The organism is Streptomyces sp. NPDC092370, assembly GCF_044755265.1.
In the GTDB taxonomy this organism is placed as follows: domain Bacteria; phylum Actinomycetota; class Actinomycetes; order Streptomycetales; family Streptomycetaceae; genus Streptomyces.
Window position 1 is genome coordinate 103056 of record NZ_JBIVQO010000012.1, and the last position, 17761, is coordinate 120816.

General features: G+C 70.1%; 17 protein-coding genes and 5 tRNA genes. 17 read left to right on the forward strand and 5 right to left on the reverse strand.

Going from position 1 to position 17761, the window contains the following annotated elements; all coding sequences use genetic code 11:
• Positions 1–4: 4 nt before the first annotated feature.
• Positions 5–3832 (reverse strand): nitrate- and nitrite sensing domain-containing protein, encoded by a 3828-nt coding sequence (locus ACIQHQ_RS30130; protein ID WP_402617709.1) that lies wholly within the window; start codon positions 3830–3832, stop codon positions 5–7.
• 603 nt (positions 3833–4435) lie between these two features.
• Between ACIQHQ_RS30130 and ACIQHQ_RS30135 the strand changes: the two genes are divergently transcribed.
• The 10 genes from ACIQHQ_RS30135 (at position 4436) to ACIQHQ_RS30180 (ending at position 8757) form a co-directional block, all read left to right on the forward strand.
• Entirely contained in the window at positions 4436–4627 is a 192-nt protein-coding gene (locus tag ACIQHQ_RS30135; RefSeq protein ID WP_402617712.1) for a hypothetical protein, read from the forward strand.
• A gap of 173 nt (positions 4628–4800) precedes the next feature.
• Positions 4801–5577 carry a fumarylacetoacetate hydrolase family protein gene (locus ACIQHQ_RS30140; RefSeq protein WP_402617715.1) on the forward strand — a complete coding sequence of 259 codons (777 nt, stop codon included), beginning with the start codon at positions 4801–4803 and terminating at the stop codon, positions 5575–5577.
• Entirely contained in the window at positions 5570–7093 is a 1524-nt protein-coding gene (gltX, locus tag ACIQHQ_RS30145; protein WP_402617718.1) for a glutamate--tRNA ligase, read from the forward strand. The genes ACIQHQ_RS30140 and gltX overlap by 8 nt, the downstream gene beginning before the upstream one ends.
• Before the next feature lie 106 nt (positions 7094–7199).
• Positions 7200–7436, forward strand: a complete 237-nt coding sequence (locus tag ACIQHQ_RS30150) for a FlgD immunoglobulin-like domain containing protein (protein WP_402617721.1) — start codon at positions 7200–7202, stop codon at positions 7434–7436.
• A gap of 29 nt (positions 7437–7465) precedes the next feature.
• Entirely contained in the window at positions 7466–8197 is a 732-nt protein-coding gene (locus ACIQHQ_RS30155) for an HAD family hydrolase (protein ID WP_402617724.1), read from the forward strand.
• An 88-nt stretch (positions 8198–8285) separates the two neighbouring features.
• A tRNA-Gln gene (locus ACIQHQ_RS30160) sits at positions 8286–8357 on the forward strand.
• Between the two features lie 21 nt (positions 8358–8378).
• Positions 8379–8451 (forward strand) — tRNA-Glu (locus ACIQHQ_RS30165).
• A gap of 40 nt (positions 8452–8491) precedes the next feature.
• Positions 8492–8564: transfer RNA gene (locus ACIQHQ_RS30170), tRNA-Glu, on the forward strand.
• Between the two features lie 20 nt (positions 8565–8584).
• Positions 8585–8656: transfer RNA gene (locus ACIQHQ_RS30175), tRNA-Gln, on the forward strand.
• 28 nt (positions 8657–8684) lie between these two features.
• A tRNA-Glu gene (locus ACIQHQ_RS30180) sits at positions 8685–8757 on the forward strand.
• Positions 8758–8882: 125 nt separating this feature from the next.
• On the opposite strand, the gene ndgR is transcribed toward ACIQHQ_RS30180, so the two are convergent.
• Entirely contained in the window at positions 8883–9599 is a 717-nt protein-coding gene (gene ndgR, locus ACIQHQ_RS30185; protein ID WP_184988622.1) for an IclR family transcriptional regulator NdgR, read from the reverse strand.
• Between the two features lie 195 nt (positions 9600–9794).
• Between ndgR and leuC the strand changes: the two genes are divergently transcribed.
• The 4 genes from leuC to ACIQHQ_RS30205 all read left to right on the forward strand — a co-directional run bounded on the left by leuC (position 9795) and on the right by ACIQHQ_RS30205 (position 13114).
• The gene (leuC, locus tag ACIQHQ_RS30190; protein ID WP_402617728.1) at positions 9795–11225 is read left to right on the forward strand and encodes a 3-isopropylmalate dehydratase large subunit; all 1431 of its coding nucleotides are present in this window, start codon (positions 9795–9797) and stop codon (positions 11223–11225) included.
• 6 nt (positions 11226–11231) lie between these two features.
• Complete coding sequence (leuD, locus tag ACIQHQ_RS30195; RefSeq protein WP_390989419.1) at positions 11232–11825, forward strand: 3-isopropylmalate dehydratase small subunit; 594 nt, start codon at positions 11232–11234, stop codon at positions 11823–11825.
• A 277-nt stretch (positions 11826–12102) separates the two neighbouring features.
• Positions 12103–12333, forward strand: a complete 231-nt coding sequence (locus ACIQHQ_RS30200; RefSeq protein WP_402617731.1) for a hypothetical protein — start codon at positions 12103–12105, stop codon at positions 12331–12333.
• 136 nt (positions 12334–12469) lie between these two features.
• The gene (locus ACIQHQ_RS30205) at positions 12470–13114 is read left to right on the forward strand and encodes an HU family DNA-binding protein (protein ID WP_402617734.1); all 645 of its coding nucleotides are present in this window, start codon (positions 12470–12472) and stop codon (positions 13112–13114) included.
• Positions 13115–13185: 71 nt separating this feature from the next.
• Here ACIQHQ_RS30205 and ACIQHQ_RS30210 read toward each other — a convergent pair whose 3' ends face one another.
• Positions 13186–13389, reverse strand: coding sequence for a hypothetical protein (locus ACIQHQ_RS30210; RefSeq protein WP_402617737.1), 204 nt, complete (start codon positions 13387–13389; stop codon positions 13186–13188).
• A 9-nt stretch (positions 13390–13398) separates the two neighbouring features.
• The gene (gene cofC / locus ACIQHQ_RS30215; protein ID WP_402617740.1) at positions 13399–14037 is read right to left on the reverse strand and encodes a 2-phospho-L-lactate guanylyltransferase; all 639 of its coding nucleotides are present in this window, start codon (positions 14035–14037) and stop codon (positions 13399–13401) included.
• 158 nt (positions 14038–14195) lie between these two features.
• Between cofC and ACIQHQ_RS30220 the strand changes: the two genes are divergently transcribed.
• From ACIQHQ_RS30220 to ACIQHQ_RS30230, 3 genes are read left to right on the forward strand one after another with little or no spacing between them, the layout of a single operon-like run.
• On the forward strand, positions 14196–14987 hold the full coding sequence (locus ACIQHQ_RS30220) for a lysophospholipid acyltransferase family protein (protein WP_402617742.1): 792 nt from the start codon (positions 14196–14198) through the stop codon (positions 14985–14987).
• The gene (locus tag ACIQHQ_RS30225; RefSeq protein ID WP_402617745.1) at positions 14984–15994 is read left to right on the forward strand and encodes an NAD(P)H-dependent glycerol-3-phosphate dehydrogenase; all 1011 of its coding nucleotides are present in this window, start codon (positions 14984–14986) and stop codon (positions 15992–15994) included. The genes ACIQHQ_RS30220 and ACIQHQ_RS30225 overlap by 4 nt, the downstream gene beginning before the upstream one ends.
• A 59-nt stretch (positions 15995–16053) precedes the next feature.
• Positions 16054–17211, forward strand: a complete 1158-nt coding sequence (locus tag ACIQHQ_RS30230) for a D-alanine--D-alanine ligase family protein (protein WP_402617748.1) — start codon at positions 16054–16056, stop codon at positions 17209–17211.
• Positions 17212–17233: 22 nt separating this feature from the next.
• On the opposite strand, the gene ACIQHQ_RS30235 is transcribed toward ACIQHQ_RS30230, so the two are convergent.
• The gene (locus ACIQHQ_RS30235) at positions 17234–17752 is read right to left on the reverse strand and encodes a DUF3515 domain-containing protein (RefSeq protein WP_402617750.1); all 519 of its coding nucleotides are present in this window, start codon (positions 17750–17752) and stop codon (positions 17234–17236) included.
• Between the last annotated feature and the right edge of the window lie 9 nt (positions 17753–17761).

A 17761-nucleotide genomic window follows, 5' to 3' on the forward strand; every position in this document is an offset into this window, starting at 1 on the left:
TCAACTAACGCTCCTGCTGGTGAGTGGGCCGTGGGTGGCTGCCGGTCTGGGTGGACCCGGCCTGACGACCCTGTGCGATTCCCCGACGGAGATTGGTCAGCCGGCCGCGCACGTCATCGGGCGCACGCGAGATCTGCGGACCGCTCTGGTGGGTTTGCTGCTGCGCCGTGCCCGGGACGAGGTTCGCCCGGGGCACCCGGCGCGGCAGGCCGGAGGTGGTGACACCACCCGCGGCGGGCTGGCGGACGCGTTCGGCCTGGCGGACGAGGTCGTCGTTCGGCGAGGCGCGCCAGCCGGCGGGGGCGGCGGACCGCTGCGGACCGGTGGGTCCCTGCGGTTGCTGCGGGGCGGCCGGAGCGGAGCCGTTGTTCTGCGGCTGCTGCTCCTGCTGGCCGTGGAACCAGTTGGTCTCCAGCGTGTCGTACAGCGGGGTACGACCGTCGCCCGGACCGGACGCCGGTGGCAGGGCCTCGGGCTCCTGCCGAACGGGCCGGGCCTGCGGGGCGGGCGGACGCGGGGCCCCGAAGTCGGCACCGCCCCGCCCACCGTTGACCTGCGGCCGCTCGTACTGGCCCGTGCCCGCCGGGTCGGCCGGTGTGGCCGGACCGGGCAGGGTGGGCCGGCCGGAGCCGTTGTCCTGGCGGGACACGGGGTAGTGCCCGGTCGAGCCGTTGTCCTGCCGCTGAGCCGGGTACTGGCCGGTCGAACCGTTGTCGTAGGACTGCGGAGCCGGGTACTGGCCCGTGGAACCGTTGTCGTAGGACTGCGGAGCCGGGTACTGGCCCGTGGAACCGTTGTCGTAGGACTGCGGTGCCGGGTACTGGCCCGCCGTGGACGACGGATCGGGGCGGCCGCCCGTGGTGCCGAAGACGTCCGGCCGGACGAACTGGCCCGGGCCCTGCGACGCGTTCGCGCCCGGGCCGAACGGGTCCGCGTGCTGCGGAGCGCCGAAGTCGGCCGGCGAGCCGGGACCCTGCCGGTCGTTGTCCCGCGGGACGGCCGGCATCTCCGACGTCGAGCCGGGGCCCTGACGGTCGTCGACACGCGGCATGGACGCGGTGCGGGTGGCGTCCGGCTCCTCGTGGCCTCGCGGGGCGTCCAGCGAGGCACGCGGCACCGGCGGCTGGGCGTTCTCGTCGCTCCAGCTCGGCACCCGCGATTGCGCGTCACCCCCGGGCAGCTCTGCCCGCGGACCGCCACGCGGCGGCAGCTGCGGGCGACGGCCCTTGCCCTGATCGGAGTTCTTGCCCTGCTTCTTCCGGCCGCGGCCACCGCCGAAGGCGTCCTGGCCCTGCGGCCCGTTGGTGCCCGCGGCCTGCAGACCCTGCGGGGCACCCGGCGCCTGCTGGCCGAATCCGGCACCGGCCGGAGCCTGCGGGGCACCACCCTGCTCGAACGAAGAGGTGCCGGGGCCCTGCGGTCCACGCGCTCCGCCCGGTGCTCCCGGACGGCCACCGTCCGCGTCCCGCCCGGGCAGCGCGGCCCGCGGGCTCTGGCCCGGAGCGAGCCGGCCACCGCCGGACGCACCGCCGCCGAAGGCACCGCCGGACGCTCCGGCCCCGAGGGCTCCGGCGTTCTGGCCGGCACCGGCCGCACGCCGGGCCGCGGCCGCACCGGCGGCGGCCTGCGCGGCGGCGGGTCCGCCACCGACCGGCGGCTGGCCGGGCTGCTTGGGCTGGGGCTTCCTGCCGCCCTGGGCGACATCGACGGGCAGCATGACCAGCGCGGTCGTGCCACCGGAGTCGGACGGGCGCAGCTGGATGCGGATGCCGTGCCGCTGGGACAGCCGGCCGACCACGAACAGACCCATGCGGCGGGAGACGGAGACGTCCACCGTCGGGGGAGAGGCGAGCCGCTCGTTGATCGCGGCGAGGTCCTCGGGGGAGAGGCCGATGCCGGTGTCGTGGATCTCGATCAGCACACGACCGTCGGGCAGGGCGTGACCGGTGACCTTGACCTTGGTCTGCGGCGAGGAGAACGAGGTCGCGTTCTCCAGCAGCTCGGCGAGCAGGTGCACGAGGTCGTTGACCACGCGGCCGGCCACTTCGGTGGTCGGCACGGAGGACAGCTCGATGCGCTCGTACTGCTCCACCTCGGACGCGGCGGCGCGGAGCACGTCGACCAGCGGCACCGGACGGGTCCAGCGGCGGCCGGGCTCCTCACCCGCGAGGACGAGGAGGTTCTCGCCGTTACGGCGCATGCGGGTCGCGAGGTGGTCGAGCTTGAAGAGGGAGGACAGCTGGTCCGGGTCGGCCTCACGGGACTCCAGCTCGGAGATCAGCGACAGCTGGCGCTGGATCAGACCCTGGGAGCGGCGCGAGAGGTTGGTGAACATCGCGTTGACGTTGCCCCGCAGGAGGGCCTGCTCGGCGGCGAGGCGGACCGCCTCGCGGTGCACGTCGTCGAAGGCCGCGGCCACTCGGCCGATCTCGTCCCGGGAGTGCACACCGACCGACTCCACGGACGTGTCGACGTCCTGCGGGTCGGACTCGGACAGCTGCTTGACCAGCTCGGGCAGGCGGTCGGAGGCGACCTTGGTCGCGGTGTCCTCCAGGCGGCGCAGCGAGCGGATCATCGACCGCGCCACGACGAAGGCGCCGACCAGCGACACACCCAGCACGATCAGGATCAGGGCACCGGAGATGATCGCGTCGCGCTCGGTGGCGCTGCGCAGCTCGCGGGCCTTCTGCTCCATCTCCTCGAGCAGCGTGTGCTCGATGTTCTTCATCTGCTGGATCTTGGTGGAGCTGTCGTCCAGCCAGTCGCGGTAGGACCGCTTGTCCTGCTGGGCGAGACCGCTCGCGGATTTCAGGGCGCGGCCGGCGTAGGTGTCGGTCGCCTTGATCGTGGAGTTGCCGCCGTCCTCGATCGGCTTCAGCAGCTCGGCGGCGGCGTCCTCGCCGTAGATGCTCTTGAAGGTGCGGAGCTCGGAGTCCTGGCTCTCCAGGGCCGACTCGGCGTAGAGCCGGTCGTTCGGCGAGAGCTTGCCGGTGGTGGTGTTGCTCGCGGGGAGCGCCGCCGCCAGGGCCGCACGCTGGATCGAGGAGTACTCCTTGGCGGAGGAGAACGCCGCGAGCGCACGCGTGCGCTGGATCATGTCCGGGTTGCTGGTCGCCTCGGCCATGTCCTGGGAGAGGTCGATCAGGTTCTCGATCAGACGGTGGTACGCCTCGACCGTCTGCGTGGAGTTGTCCTCGGAGGCGTAGGCGCCCTTGCGGATCTGCTCCAGGTCGCCGAGCTCGCCGGCGATCTGGACGAGGTACTCGCGGACGCCCTTGAGGTTGCCGTCCTTGCTGGTGCTGTCGATCTCCTCGGAGCTGTCGAGGAAGTTCTTCCTCGCCCGGTCGGTCTTCTCGCGAAGTCCCTTGACCGTGAAGTCGGTCGCCTTGCCGCCGTGGGCCAGCGGGCCGGCCGACTGGTCGCGCTCCTCCTGGAGGGCGGCCGACAACTCGGTGGCCTGCTTGGTCAGATCCGTCAGCAGCTTCATGTTGTCCAGCTGCTGGATGTTGTCCATGGAGTCGTTGATACGCAGGGCGCCCAACGACGTGGCGGCGACCACGGGGAGTGCGAGCAGCGAGACCAGGCGGGTGGAGATGCGCCAGTTCCGCAGGGCTATTCGCGGGCCGGGGCCCACCGGACCCGCCGGCGGCTTCAGGCCTTTGGCCGGGCTCGCGGTGCCGGGCGAGGCCGGGCCGGAGCGCTCACCGCCGTCGACGGCCGGGCCCTGGTTCTGGGCGTGCTGGGGCGAGGGGCCGCCATTCATGGGGCCAGTCCCGCCGCGCGGCTCCGGCCCCGCCGAAGCGTTGCCATCCCTCTTGAAACGTCCCTGCACTAGCGTCGCAACCTCTGGACCAGGCACCCCGTCGCCTGAACGGCGGGGCACGGTGTCGGCGTTCTGGGGACGCCCTGAAAAACGCCCCCGTGGTGGTCGTGAGTGACCGGCGCTGGTTCCCCCTTCTCACCGCCACTCGGCGCGTCTGTGCGCCCCCTGTGCGCCGGCTCGATCCTGCGGCGGTCCGTGAGATTCCAGCACAGCACAGGATCTCCAACAAGGCCCGTAGGCCGAGCCGTGACTTAGGTGACACCACGTGAGTGCCGGGTCACCGGACGTAGAAAGCTAGTTCACCCATTTCGGGCGTAAACCCCCCGAGTCGTCGAGCTCGGCCAGGTGTCCCAGTCGCCATGATCAGGAGCGGAATGAGGGCTTCAGTGAGTCAATGTCCGTTTCGTTGGGGTGGAGTGCGAGTCCGGAATGACCGATTCACCCACTGATTCGTGAGGAAACTCACATGCCGATCATGGCCTCCGGGCGGCTGGACCGGGGAATCGCATGTTTAGCCTGACGCTTTACAGCGATGGCACAACCGACAACCCGCGCCCCCCGGGGGGCTCACGCTCCTCCCGGCGCCCGTCACAGGACAGGGTCAAGTAAACAGTGAAGACGACGACGATGTTCCACAAGATCGCCAACCCGCGGCGCACGACGCTGGCGCACCTGCAGGACGCCGACGAACTGCAGACGCCGGAGCAGCCGGAGCACCCCGTCGAACTCCCGGCCCAGACCGCCAACCCCAAGCGCACCGTCCTCATGGAGAGCCCCGTCGCGGCCGCCGCAGCCGCGGAATGACACCAGGTAGTACGCGTGCGGGCCGTCGGATGCTCACGGCGGCGGGACACGGATTTCCGAGGGGCGCCCCCCGCGACGGGGCGCCCCTTCACCATGCGCGGGGCAGGGGGACCTCCCCGCGTTAGCCTGGACCGTCAGACTCCAGCCGCTTCAGTCAAGGGGCCAAGCATCCCGTGCGCATCGCCAGATTCTCCATCGACGGGAACGTCGCCTTCGGTGCCATCGAGGGCGACAAGCAGGACGAACTCGTCCTGGACATCATCAAGGGCATCCCGTTCGCGGACTTCGAGCTCTCCGGTACGAAGGTGCCGGTGAGCAAGGTCAGGCTGCTGCCGCCGGTGCTCCCCAACAAGGTCGTGGCCTTCGGCCGCAACTACGGCGAGCACGCGCGCGAGCTGGGCCACGAGGTCCCCGACGCCCCCTTCGCCTTCTTCAAGCCGTCCACCTCGGTGATCGGCCCCGGCGACGACATCCAGTACCCCTCCTTCTCCGAGGAGGTGCACCACGAGGCCGAGCTGGCCGTCGTCATCGGCCGGATGTGCCGCGAGGTCCCCCGCGAGCGCGTCAAGGACGTGATCTTCGGGTACACCTGCGCCAACGACATCACCGCCCGCGACGTGCAGAAGCGCGAGAAGCAGTGGGCCCGGGCCAAGGGCTTCGACAGCTCCTGCCCGCTCGGCCCCTGGGTGGAGACGGACCTGGACGCGAGCGACCTCACCATCCAGCTCACGGTCAACGGCCAGCAGCGTCAGCTGGGCCGCACCAGCGAGATGATCCACTCGATCGAGGATCTGATCGTCAACATCACCGAGGCCATGACGCTGCTCCCCGGCGACGTGATCCTCACGGGCACCCCCGCTGGGGTCGGCCCCCTGAACGTCGGCGACGAGGTCGCCGTCACCATCGAAGGCATCGGCACTCTCACCAACAAGGTTGTCAAGCGTGGCTAGCGCACCCGGCTCTCCTTCCCCCAAGTCCTCGACTCCGCTCGGACAGGGCGTACCCCCACGCGTCCGTTTCTGTCCCTCGCCCACCGGTAACCCCCACGTGGGCCTGGTCCGCACCGCCCTGTTCAACTGGGCGTTCGCCAAGCACCACCAGGGCACCCTGGTCTTCCGCATCGAGGACACCGACGCGGCCCGCGACTCCGAGGAGTCGTACACCCAGCTGCTCGACTCGATGCGCTGGCTGGGCTTCGACTGGGACGAGGGCCCCGAGGTCGGCGGCCCGCACGCGCCGTACCGCCAGTCGCAGCGCATGGACCTCTACAAGGACGTCGCGCGGAAGCTGCTCGACGCCGGGCACGCCTACCACTGCTACTGCTCCCAGGAGGAGCTGGACACCCGCCGCGAGGCCGCCCGCGCCGCCGGCAAGCCGTCCGGCTACGACGGCCACTGCCGCGCGCTGACCGAAGCCCAGGTCGAGGAGTACACGGCCCAGGGCCGCGAGCCGATCGTCCGCTTCCGGATGCCCGACGAGACGATCACCTTCACCGACCTGGTCCGCGGCGAGCTGACCTTCACGGCGGAGAACGTCCCGGACTACGGCATCGTCCGTGCCAACGGGGCCCCGCTGTACACGCTGGTCAACCCGGTCGACGACGCCCTGATGGAGATCACCCACGTCCTGCGCGGCGAGGACCTGCTTTCCTCCACCCCGCGCCAGATCGCCCTGTACAAGGCGCTGATCGAGCTGGGCATCGCCAAGGAGATCCCGTCGTTCGGCCACCTGCCGTACGTGATGGGCGAGGGCAACAAGAAGCTCTCCAAGCGCGACCCGCAGTCCTCCCTCAACCTCTACCGGGAGCGTGGCTTCCTCCCCGAGGGCCTGCTCAACTACCTCTCGCTGCTCGGCTGGTCCCTCTCGGCCGACCAGGACGTCTTCTCGATCGACGAGATGATCGCGGCGTTCGAGATCTCCGACGTGAACCCCAACCCGGCCCGCTTCGACCTGAAGAAGTGCGAGGCCATCAACGGCGACCACATCCGTCTGCTGGACGTGAAGGACTTCACCGAGCGCTGCCGTCCCTGGCTCCAGGCGCCTTTCGCCCCCTGGGCGCCGGAAGCCTTCGACGAGGCGAAGTGGCAGGCCATCGCCCCGCACGCACAGACCCGCCTCAAGGTGCTCTCCGAGATCACCGACAACGTCGACTTCCTGTTCCTGCCGGAGCCGGTGGAGGACGAGGCCAGCTGGGCGAAGGCGATGAAGGAGGGCTCGGACGCCCTGCTGCGCACGGCCCGCGAGAAGCTGGAGGCCGCCGACTGGTCCTCCGCCGAGTCGCTCAAGGAGGCCGTCCTGGCCGCCGGCGAGGCCCACGGCCTCAAGCTCGGCAAGGCCCAGGCCCCCGTCCGCGTCGCCGTCACCGGCCGCACGGTCGGTCTGCCGCTGTTCGAGTCCCTGGAGGTCCTGGGCAAGGACACCACCCTCGCCCGGATCGACGCGGCGCTGGCGAAGCTGGCCGCGTAACGCCAAACACCCGCACGGCGAGGGCGGCGTCCGGTTCGGGCGCCGCCCTCGCCGTGTCCGCCCGGCCGTCACCGGGAGTTCACCCAAGACGTTCCCCTGGGCACCGGTGTGGCAGCTCAACAAGCCCGCCACCTGGACCCTGACCCTCACCAACGCCTCCGGCAAGGCCGTCCGCACGCTGACCGGGGCTTCCACGGGCGCCGTCGTACGCCCCGCCTGGGACGGCACCACCGACAGCGGAGGCGGCGCCACGGGCGGCGCCTCCACCTGGAAGCTCAGCGATCACCCCCGCGACGGCCAGGGCCCCGACCTCGCCCTCTCCGGCGGCATGAGCCTGGGCTGAGAGCACATCGCGGTGGGTACGGTCGGAGTATGAGCATCCAAGCCGTGGTCTGGGACGTCGACGACACCCTCTTCGACTACAGCACCGCCGACCGCCTCGGCATGCGCGCCCACCTCACGGCCGAGGGCCTGCTCGACCGCTACGACAGCGTCGAGCAGGCCATCGACCACTGGAGGGAGGTCACCCACCTGCAGTGGGCCCGCTTCTCGGCCGGCGAGGCCACCTTCGAGGACCAGCGGCGCGAGCGGGTACGGGTGTTCCTGGACCGGGCCCTCACCGACGCCGAGGCCGACGCGTGGTTCCAGCGGTACGTCACTCACTACGAGGCGGTCTGGGCCCTCTTCCCGGACGTCCTGCCCGTGCTCGACGCCCTCTCCGCCAGCCACCGGCACGCCGTGCTCTCCAACTCCAGCCTCCAGGTCCAGGACCGCAAGCTGCGCGCCCTCGGCGTCCACGACCGCTTCGAGACCATCCTGTGCGCGGCCGAGCTCGGCATCTCCAAGCCCGAGGCCGGGGCGTTCCTCGCGGCCTGCGCATTCCTCGGACTGCCGCCGCACCAGGTCGCCTACGTCGGCGACCACCCGGAGATCGACGGGAGGGGTGCCGCCGACGCCGGACTGCTGTCGGTGTGGATCGACCGCGGCGGCCTGTACGCCACGATCGACCCGCCCGTCGGGCCGCACCGCATCGCCACGCTGGCCGAACTGCCGTCCCTGCTCGGCTCGGATACTCGTTTTGGAGCCCCGTCCACCTTCGGGTAATGTTCTTCCTGCGCCGCGGGGAGCGGGCCGGAAGGTCGGAATCCCAGGCGCACAGCTAGAACACAACCCCCCGGGGCTTGCGTTCCAGTGGCCTATGGTGTAATTGGCAGCACGACTGATTCTGGTTCAGTTAGTCTTGGTTCGAGTCCAGGTAGGCCAGCTCGCAGAGCTCATCTGCATCGCCCCCGTTGTGTAGCGGCCTAGCACGCTGCCCTCTCAAGGCAGTAGCGCCGGTTCGAATCCGGTCGGGGGTACTGGTTCCAAGTGATCGACGATCATGTCGGAACCGCTAGGGCCCCCGTTGTGTAGCGGCCTAGCACGCCGCCCTCTCAAGGCGGTAGCGCCGGTTCGAATCCGGTCGGGGGTACTGACTGGTCTATACCACATTGGTCTATGGTGTAATTGGCAGCACGACTGATTCTGGTTCAGTTAGTCTTGGTTCGAGTCCAGGTAGACCAGCTCGGACCTGCGGAAACGCAGTGTCCAGGCCCCCGTTGTGTAGCGGCCTAGCACGCCGCCCTCTCAAGGCGGTAGCGCCGGTTCGAATCCGGTCGGGGGTACACAAGAGAAAGGCCCTCCACTTCGGTGGGGGGCCTCTTCCGTATGTCCTCCCGGTGTCCCGGTGCCTGCTCGGGAAGGCCTGCCGCGGCGTTGAGGCCGGCCTTCCCGCGAACGCGCCGTCGCTTCAGCCGGTGCGCCGCAACGCCTCGGAGAGGCGCCCGGCTGCATCGATCACGGCCTGTGCGTGCATCCGGCCGGGATGCCGCGTCAGCCGCTCGATCGGCCCGGACACCGACACCGCCGCCACCACACGGTTCGACGGCCCTCGCACCGGCGCCGAGACGGACGCGACGCCCGGCTCCCGCTCACCGATCGACTGGGCCCAGCCCCGCCGCCGCACACCCGACAGCGCCGTCGCCGTGAAGCGCGCCCCCTGCAACCCGCGGTGCAGCCGCTCCGGCTCCTCCCAGGCCAGCAGGATCTGCGCCGAGGAACCGGCCTTCATCGTGAGCGTCGAACCGACCGGGACGGTGTCCCGCAGTCCGGACAGGCGCTCAGCCGCGGCGACGCAGATGCGCATGTCGCCCTGGCGGCGATAGAGCTGCGCGCTCTCGCCCGTGATGTCGCGAAGATGTGTGAGCACCGGGCCGGCGGTGGCGAGGAGACGGTCCTCACCCGCGGCCGCGGCCAGCTCTGCCAGCCGAGGGCCGAGAATGAAACGGCCCTGCATGTCGCGCGCCACCATGCGGTGGTGTTCCAGGGCCACGGCCAGGCGGTGGGCCGTGGGTCGTGCCAGTCCGGTGGCACCGACCAGACCCGCGAGGGTGGCCGGACCGGACTCCAGAGCGCTCAGGACGAGGGCCGCCTTGTCCAGAACGCCGACGCCGCTACTGTTGTCCATGAAACGATACTTGCGTCTCACTCTGTGAAACGCAAGTTCAAATTTCCGTGGAACGCGCCACCCTGGAATCACGAAGTCACAACGGCCCGTGACGTAAGGGCCTGGTGGTGTGTGCTCGGAATCAGGGGTACGGGCACCGCCTCCTCAAGATCTCTAGTTGGGTCGGCGGATCGTCGCCGTCCGGAGGGAAAAGCGATGGGTAGGACACTCGCGGAGAAAGTCTGGGACGACCACGTCGTCCGGCGCGCGGAGGGCGAGCCCGACCTTCTCTTCATCGATCTGCACCTGCTGCACGAGGTGACCAGCCCGCAGGCCTTCGACGGCCTCCGCAAGAGCGGTCGCACCGTGCGGCGCCTGGACCTCACCATCGCGACCGAGGACCACAACACCCCCACCCTCGACATCGACAAGCCGATCGCGGACCCGGTCTCCCGGATCCAGCTGGAGACGCTGCGCAAGAACGCCGCCGACTTCGGCGTGCGGCTGCACCCGCTGGGCGACGTCGAGCAGGGCGTCGTGCACGTCGTGGGTCCGCAGCTGGGTCTGACCCAGCCCGGCACCACCGTCGTCTGCGGCGACTCGCACACCTCCACGCACGGCGCCTTCGGCGCGCTGGCGTTCGGCATCGGCACCTCCCAGGTGGAGCACGTGCTGGCCACCCAGACGCTGCCGATGTCCCGCCCCAAGACCATGGCGATCACGGTCGACGGCGAACTGCCCGACGGCGTCACCGCCAAGGACCTGATTTTGGCGATCATCGCGAAGATCGGCACCGGCGGCGGCCAGGGCTACGTCCTGGAATACCGCGGCGAGGCCATCGAGAAGCTCTCGATGGAAGCCCGCATGACCATCTGCAACATGTCGATCGAGGCCGGCGCCCGCGCGGGCATGATCGCCCCGGACGAGACCACGTTCGCCTACCTCAAGGGCCGCCCGCACGCCCCCGAGGGCGAGGACTGGGACGCGGCCGTCGCGTACTGGAAGACGCTCAGGACCGACGAGGACGCCGAGTTCGACGCCGAGGTCGTCATCGACGCCGCCGAACTGTCGCCGTTCGTCACCTGGGGCACCAACCCGGGCCAGGGCGCACCGCTTTCGGCGTCCGTCCCCGATCCCGCTTCGTACGAAGACGCATCGGAGCGCTACGCCGCCGAAAAGGCCCTGGAGTACATGGGGTTGGAGGCAGGGCAGCCGCTGCGCTCCATCAAGGTGGACACCGTCTTCGTAGGCTCGTGCACCAACGGCCGCATCGAGGACCTGCGCGCCGCCGCCGAGCTGCTGAAGGACCGCAAAGTCGCCGACGGCGTACGGATGCTGGTCGTCCCGGGCTCCGCGCGGGTCGGTCTGCAGGCCGTCTCCGAGGGGCTGGACGTGGTCTTCAAGGAGGCCGGCGCCGAGTGGCGGCACGCGGGCTGCTCGATGTGCCTGGGCATGAACCCCGACCAGCTGGCCCCCGGTGAGCGCTCCGCGTCCACCTCCAACCGCAACTTCGAAGGCCGGCAGGGCAAGGGCGGCCGGACGCACCTGGTGTCGCCGCAGGTCGCGGCCGCCACGGCCGTCCTGGGCCACCTGGCCTCCCCGGCCGACCTGTCCGACGCCGAGACCCGTACGCCCGCTGGAGTCTGATCAGTCATGGAAGCCTTCACCACCCACACCGGCCGGGCCGTCCCACTGCGCCGCAGCAACGTCGACACCGACCAGATCATCCCCGCCCACTGGCTCAAGAAGGTCACGCGCGACGGATTCGAGGACGGGCTGTTCGAGGCCTGGCGCAAGGACGCGTCGTTCGTGCTCAACCAGCCCGAGCGGCAGGGCGCGACCGTGCTGGTCGCCGGTCCTGACTTCGGCACCGGCTCCTCCCGTGAGCACGCCGTCTGGGCGCTGCAGAACTACGGCTTCAAGGCCGTGATCTCCTCCCGCTTCGCCGACATCTTCCGCGGCAACTCGCTCAAGAACGGCCTGCTCACGGTGGTTCTGGAGCAGAAGATCGTGGATTCGCTGTGGGAGCTCACGGAGAAGGACCCGCAGGCCGAGATCACCGTCGACCTGGAGAGCCGCGAGGTGCGCGCCGAGGGCATCACCGCCTCCTTCGAACTCGACGAGAACGCCCGCTGGCGGCTGCTGAACGGCCTCGACGACATCTCGATCACCCTGCAGAACGAGGCGGACATCTCCGCGTACGAGGCGAAGCGCCCGGCGTTCAAGCCGCGGACGCTCCCGGTCTGACCCCGGGCACGCTCCGCCGCCCCTGGACAAGGCGACTTTCGGCCACTGCGGCACCCCCTCTGTACCCCCGATCAGCCCGATCGGGGGTACAGCCGTGTCTGCACCCGAACGGCCCTGTCCACCCTCTGTTCGGCTGCCAACTTCCCACGTTAAGGCGGTGGTTGCGGGGGTACGTGAGTGGTACAGCCGTGACTTCCACGTGTGCCGGAGAGGCCGTCCGAGGCGGCAGTTGTCCCCTGCGCAGGCGACAACTCGCCCCAGATGGCACAATCTGTGCATGGAACACGACGGCCAACTCGAGCTCTATGCGGCGGTCGCGGGCCAACTCAAGGAAGCGCACACAAGGGTGCGCGCACTGCAAGTCCCGGAGGGCGTACGGATGGCGCTGACCCGGAAGCTGCTGGTCATTACGGCCGCGGCCAAGCACGATCTCGCCGACGCGGCAAGGCGGCTGGAGCGGTTCACCGCGGACCTCGACGAGGGACGTCTCCCCGACGAGGAACCCTGAACCCACCGACACCGTCGAGTTCGTTGCGGCACAAGGGTGATAAGCCCGTTTCGTGTTTGATTTGCGGTATATATCTGCCTAACGTGCGAAAAAGCTTGAACACTTTCGTTCTAGCGATGTCTCCGAAGGGGAAGACGTGAACAAGGCGCAGCTCGTAGAAGCGATTGCCGACAAGATGGGCGGCCGCCAGCAGGCTGCCGACGCTGTCGACCATGTCCTGGACGCCATCGTCCGCGCGGTCGTCTCGGGTGAGCGGGTTTCGGTCACCGGCTTCGGTTCGTTCGAGAAAGTCGACCGTCCGGCGCGGTACGCCCGTAATCCTCAGACGGGCGAGCGGGTTCGGGTCAAGAAGACCTCCGTTCCGCGTTTCCGTGCCGGTCAGGGCTTCAAGGACCTGGTCAGCGGTTCGAAGAAGCTGCCGCGTGGTGGCGAGGTCTCCGTCAAGAAGGCGCCCAAGGGCAGCCTGAGCGGCGGTGCCGGCGCGACGGTCAAGAAGGCCGCCGCGAAGAAGGCGACCACGAAGTCGGCCGCCGCGAAGAAGACCACCGCCAAGAAGACGACGGCGAAGAAGGCCACCACCACGAAGTCGGCGGCCGCGAAGAAGACCACCGCGAAGAAGGCGCCCGCCAAGACCACGGCGACGTCCAAGACCACCGCCGCGAAGAAGACCACCGCCGCGAAGAAGGCCCCGGCGAAGAAGGCCACGGCCACGAAGGCGCCCGCCAAGAAGTCGACGGCGCGCAAGACCACCGCCAAGAAGACCACCGCCCGCAAGAAGTAAGGGCACTGGGGTACTCACGCGCCGGGCCGGACTCCGCATGGAGTCCGGCCCGCGGCGTGTTCAGGAAGTGATCAGAGGGTCTGCAGGGTCACCAGTGTGATCCGCGGGGCGTCTTTCGTGCCCTCCACCTCGATACGGACCCGCTGGCCGGGGCGCAGCAGCCGAAGGCCCCCCGCGTCGAACGCGGCCGCGTCGAAGGGCACCGGGGTGCCGTCGTCCAGGAGCACCTGCCCGCTGCGGCTTTCGGGGTCGTACGTGTACGCGGTCGCCTGCATGGCCGCAGCCTACTGCCCGGGTATCAGCAACCGCGCGGCGGCCGCGGCCGTATGAGGGCCGACCCCCAGGGCCAGCGCGCTGCGCAGGTCGGCGCCGGTGTCCACGTCCTGGCGTACGGAGTCCACCGCGGTGAGGGGCAGTTCCACCGCCCCGGAGGCACGGTGCCGGGCCCGGGAATCCGCACCGAAGGCCGGGCGCAATGCACAGCCCGGTGCTGCGGCCAGCAACGTCGTGCCGATTCCGGCCGCATCCGGAAGAAATGCGCGCGGGAATTCGGCGGCGGTTTCGAGAATGCGGGACAATTCCGCGGGGCGCAGTGCCGGCAGGTCGGCGTTCAGCGCGGCCACCGCGCCGGACGGGCGGACGGAGCGTACGGCCCGCGCCGCGTGTGCCAGGGCGGCGTTGAGGCCACCGCCGGGCTCGTCGGGGATGATCGCGGCGCCCAGTGCGGCCAGCTCACGGCCCGCCCGGGCGTCGTCCGTGACGACTGCCACATCCCGCACCGCGGGGCAGGCCAGCGCGGCCGCCACCGTGTCCTGGGCGAAGGCCAGCGCCAGGTCCGGCCGCAGCCCGTCGTCCGCGGTGTCCGCGAGCCTGCTCTTGGCCTGGGCCAGGGGCTTCAGGGGTACGACCAGGGTCCACTGCACGGATGTTCCGTCCTCCTCTTGTCGCGGTCATTGTCACCCGGGGCATCGGGCGGGCGGCGTGCCGGGGCGTACGGTGTTCTCGACAGACCGGCGGCCTGGGGCGACACTTGTGCGGCCCCCCGTGGCCCCGGCTTCAGGCCCTAGAGGAAGGTGTCCGCGTGCCCCGCCGCAGAATCGGCTTCTGGTACCGCTTCGCCGCGGTGATCTGTAAACCGCCGCTGGTGGTTCTGCTCAGGCGGGACTGGCGCGGAATGGAGCACATTCCGGCTGAGGGTGGCTTTATCACCGCGGTGAACCACAATTCGCACATCGACCCCTTCGCTTACGCACACTTTCAGTACAACACCGGGCGCGTCCCGCGATTCCTCGCGAAGAGCGGGCTTTTCAAGAAGGGATTCGTCGGAGCCGCGATGCGCGGCACCGGGCAGATCCCCGTCTACCGCGAGAGCACGGACGCGCTGAGCGCCTTCCGGGCCGCCATCGACGCCGTGGACCGCGGCGAATGCGTCGCGTTCTATCCCGAGGGCACCCTCACCCGCGACCCGGACGGCTGGCCCATGACCGGCAAGACCGGTGCCGCGCGCGTGGCCCTGCAGACCAAGTGCCCGGTGATCCCCGTGGCGCAGTGGGGCTGCAACGAACTGCTGCCGCCGTACGCGAAGAAGCCGCATCTGCTGCCGCGCAAGACGCACCGCGTGCTCGCCGGGCCGCCGGTCGACCTCGCCCGGTTCTACGACCGGGAGATGACTGCGGACCTGCTGAAGGAGGCCACGGAGGTCATCATGGCCGCCGTCACCACCCAGCTGGAGCTGATCCGCGGTGAGAAGGCGCCCGAGACGCCGTACGACCCGCGCCGGGAGCGGATCGAGCAACGGCGCCGCACCGAGGCGCAGACGACGACACACCAGAAGTCCGGACAGACCGTGCAGGAAGAGGGGCTGGGCAAGTGAGCAAGCCGGTCAAGGCGGCGGTCCTGAGCGCCGGTTCGTGGGGTACGGCCTTCGGCATGGTGCTCGCCGACGCGGGGTGCGAGGTCACCCTGTGGGCGCGCCGCCCGGAGGTCGCGGAGGCGATCAACGCCACGCGGACCAATCCCGACTACTTCCCGGGCGTCGAGCTCCCGGAGAACGTACGGGCCACCACCGACCCCGCGCAGGCCGTCGCGGACGCCGACTTCACCGTCCTGTCGGTCCCCTCGCAGACCCTGCGCGCCAACCTCGCCGAGTGGAGCCCGCTGCTGGCCCCCGACACGGTCCTCGTGTCGCTGATGAAGGGCGTCGAACTCGGCTCCGCGATGCGGATGAGCGAGGTCATCGACGACGTCGCGAAGGTCGGCCCGGACCGGATCGCCGTGGTCACCGGGCCCAACCTGGCCCGGGAGATCGCCGCGCGGATGCCGGCCGCGGCCGTGGTCGCCTGCACCGACGAGGCCGTCGCCCAGCGGCTGCAGGCCGCCTGCCACACCCCCTACTTCCGCCCGTACACCAACACCGACGTGGTGGGATGCGAACTGGGCGGAGCCGTGAAGAACGTCATCGGCCTCGCCGTCGGCATCGCGGACGGCATGGGCCTCGGTGACAACGCCAAGGGATCCCTCATCACCCGCGGTCTCGCCGAGACCACCCGTCTCGGCATGGCGCTCGGCGCCGACCCGCTGACCTTCTCCGGACTCGCGGGACTGGGCGACCTGGTGGCCACCTGCTCCTCGCCGCTGTCGCGCAACCACACCTTCGGGACCAACCTCGGCAAGGGCATGACCCTCCAGGAGACCATCGCGGTCACCAAGCAGACCGCCGAGGGCGTCAAGTCCTGCGAGTCGGTGCTGGATCTGGCCCGGCGGCACGGCGTCGACATGCCCCTCACGGAGACAGTCGTCGGCATCGTGCACGAGGGCAAGCCCCCGGTGGTGGCTCTCAAGGAGCTGATGTCGCGCAGCGCGAAGCCCGAACGACGCTGAGCGACGCGAGGCCGCGCGCGCTGACTCGCGGCCTTACCTACGGGTACTCTCAACGCGATATGAGCACCGAGAACCTCCCCCAGAGCCCCGAGCAGCCGCCTCGCAAGCCGCGTGTGGCCGTCGTGTTCGGCGGGCGCAGCTCCGAACACGGGATCTCCGTGGTCACCGCCGGCGCCGTCCTCAAGGCCATCGACCGGACGAAGTACGACGTCCTGCCGATCGGCATCACCCAGGACGGGCGTTGGGCGCTCACGGCGGACGAACCGGAGCGGATGGCGATCGTCGACCGGCGTCCGCCCAGCGTCGACCTGCTCGCCGAGTCCACCGAGGGCGCGGTGATCCTTCCCGTCGATCCCGCCAGCCGCGAAGTCGTCTACAGCGAGCCGGGTTCGGTGCCCAAGGCCCTCGGCGAGGTCGACGTGGTCTTCCCGGTGCTGCACGGCCCGTACGGTGAGGACGGCACCCTCCAGGGCCTCCTGGAGCTCTCCGGCGTCCCGTACGTGGGTTCGGGTGTGCTCGCCTCGGCCGTGGGCCAGGACAAGGAGTACATGAAGCGGGTGTTCACCTCCTTCGGGCTGAAGGTCGGCCCGTACGTGGTGGTGCGCCCGCGCGAGTGGGAGCAGAACCAGGCGGCCGCCCGCAAGAAGATCGTCGACTTCGCAGGCGAGCACGGCTGGCCGCTCTTCGTGAAGCCCTCGCGGGCCGGTTCCTCGATCGGCATCACCAAGGTCGACGACCTCTCCGGCCTCGACGAGGCCATCGCCGAGGCCCGGCGGCACGACCCGAAGATCCTCGTGGAGGCCGCGCTGCGCGGCCGTGAGATCGAATGCGGCGTCCTGGAGTTCGAGGACGGCCCCCGGGCCTCCCTCCCCGCGGAGATCCCCTCGCCCGAGGCGCACGCGTACTACGACTTCGAGGCCAAGTACATCGACTCCACCCCGGGGCTCGTCCCGGCGCCCCTGACGCCCGAGGAGACGGCCGAGGTCCAGCGCCTGGCGGTCGACGCGTTCGAGGCGGCGTCCTGCGAAGGCCTGGTGCGCGCGGACTTCTTCCTCACCGAGGACGGCGAGTTCGTGATCAACGAGATCAACACGATGCCCGGCTTCACGCCCATCTCGATGTATCCGCAGATGTGGCAGGCGAGCGGGGTGAGCTACCCGGAGCTGATCGACCGCCTGGTGCAGGCGGCACTGCGCAGGCCGACCGGGCTGCGGTGAACCGGCCCTAGAAACGCGGGCTTCAGGAGGCGATCCCCTCGGGGATCGCCTTCTTCACGGCCGGGGCCAGGTCGATCAGCACGCCGGAGCTGTCCGGACCCTCGGGTACCCGTACCTCCACGTAAGCCTCCCGGTTGGCGGTCGTGAAGAGGTGCCCCCCGCCTTCCCGGCTCTCCATCAGCCAGTCGACGCCGTTCACACCCCCGGCGACCGCGTCCGGATCCCGTCCGTCCGCCACCTTCGGGTCGATCATCTTCGGCGGCTGCGGCACACCGCAGCGAAGTATGATCGCCGGGCTGCCCCAGCCCGCCGTCAGCGCCGACGCGGGCTCGGGATCCTCACGGCGCTCACCGTCCACCGTCGCGGGCAGTACCTTGTCCAGGTCCCGGCACAGTTCCGCGACCTTCGGGTCCGGACTGGGAACCGCCGCCGACGCGCTGTCGTCTGCTGAGGAGCAGCCCGCAACAGTGATCAACAGCGCGAGAGCGGGCAGCCGGAACACGCGGAAGACACAACGGTGCCGGTGACGGAAAGAGTTCACCGGCACAGG

Coding starts and splice junctions, on each gene's coding strand:
- ACIQHQ_RS30155 (WP_402617724.1), top strand. CDS start 7,466: ATGAGCATCCAAGCCGTGGTCTGGGACGTCGACGACACCCTCTTCGAC.
- ndgR (WP_184988622.1), bottom strand. CDS start 9,599: ATGGACAACAGTAGCGGCGTCGGCGTTCTGGACAAGGCGGCCCTCGTC.
- leuC (WP_402617728.1), top strand. CDS start 9,795: ATGGGTAGGACACTCGCGGAGAAAGTCTGGGACGACCACGTCGTCCGG.
- leuD (WP_390989419.1), top strand. CDS start 11,232: ATGGAAGCCTTCACCACCCACACCGGCCGGGCCGTCCCACTGCGCCGC.
- ACIQHQ_RS30200 (WP_402617731.1), top strand. CDS start 12,103: ATGGAACACGACGGCCAACTCGAGCTCTATGCGGCGGTCGCGGGCCAA.
- ACIQHQ_RS30210 (WP_402617737.1), bottom strand. CDS start 13,389: ATGCAGGCGACCGCGTACACGTACGACCCCGAAAGCCGCAGCGGGCAG.
- ACIQHQ_RS30230 (WP_402617748.1), top strand. CDS start 16,054: ATGAGCACCGAGAACCTCCCCCAGAGCCCCGAGCAGCCGCCTCGCAAG.